Source organism: Roseburia sp. OM04-10BH (genome assembly GCF_003462605.1).
Taxonomy (GTDB): Bacteria; Bacillota; Clostridia; order Lachnospirales; family Lachnospiraceae; genus Roseburia_C; species Roseburia_C amylophila.
In genome coordinates this window covers 5,223-6,284 of record NZ_QTZI01000025.1, presented here as the reverse complement: position 1 = coordinate 6,284, position 1,062 = coordinate 5,223, and the positions used below count along the sequence as shown (strand labels likewise).

1 pseudogene is annotated in these 1,062 nt (G+C 32.6%); it reads right to left on the bottom strand.

What is annotated here, in order from left to right:
* Positions 1-417: pseudogene (locus tag DXB43_RS15565) on the bottom strand (ATP-binding protein); the annotation flags it as partial.
* Positions 418-1,062: the final 645 nt, after the last annotated feature.

The window sequence follows — 1,062 nt, the reverse complement described above, 5'->3', positions numbered from 1 at the left end:
AAGAAGAATGTTTAATATTGGATTTTCTGTGTATTGAACCGGAATGAGCGGCTTTAACAACTCTCTGATCTTTGTTGCATATTCTCCTGCCGTTTTTTCCTGCTCTGCACCATATAACCCTTCGATTGCTTTAATATGCTTATTTACATCATGTAATATCTGAATGGTTTGATCATACTTTTTTGCCTGGGTCAAATAGTATTCGTATTGTACCTTTGCCTGTTGCTCTAAAGCGATGAGCTGCTTTTCATAATAGTTCTTTTCATCTGCCATTTTTACAAAATATAAAAGGTATAAATCTGCCAGAACAATACATCCCATGTTGACTGCACACAAATAATTTTCTTCTCCATTTTTAAAATTCTCTACAATTACACTCATGTTAATCAGACTGTATAGAAGTATAATTCCATACATGATGTACCGTGTCTTTGAATAAGGGACATCACTTTTTTTCACAAACCTGTTTATGAATGTGTAATACAAAAAAATAAGTATCACCTTTGAAAATGTTACCTCAAGGCAATAAAGCATCGTTTCATTCACATTTTTTATATCTGCGGCTTGCAAAATGCATTGTAAAAGAATCACTCCCAATGATTCACAGACAGACATACAAAATACTAATGCTTCACATTCAATAATACGTCTTAAGGGTTTATCTATATCCTCATAATACAGAACATATACTATAATCCCCGTCAAAACGCCCCAGACTACTAGATTTAATATGGAATGATTGAGCATATTGATACAGGTTGTAAAAATCACTGTGACAGCCTCGATCACAATATATGCATATCTATTTTGACTGCTCCTTTTATACTTTCCATTCATAAACTGGAACAGTATGTTACTTATGATAAAACAGGAAAGAGCATTACATAATATCAGTAAAATCGTATTCATCGTTTCTCCTATGAATTTTTCTGCAAAAATTTATTTACTTCTTCTCTAAAATCGCTGCTTCTCTTTTGCGCAATCTGGAGTTCTTTTCCATTATCCATATAAATGGTAAAGCCTTTTATTTTTTCAATATGCCTTAAATTAACCAGATTTCCC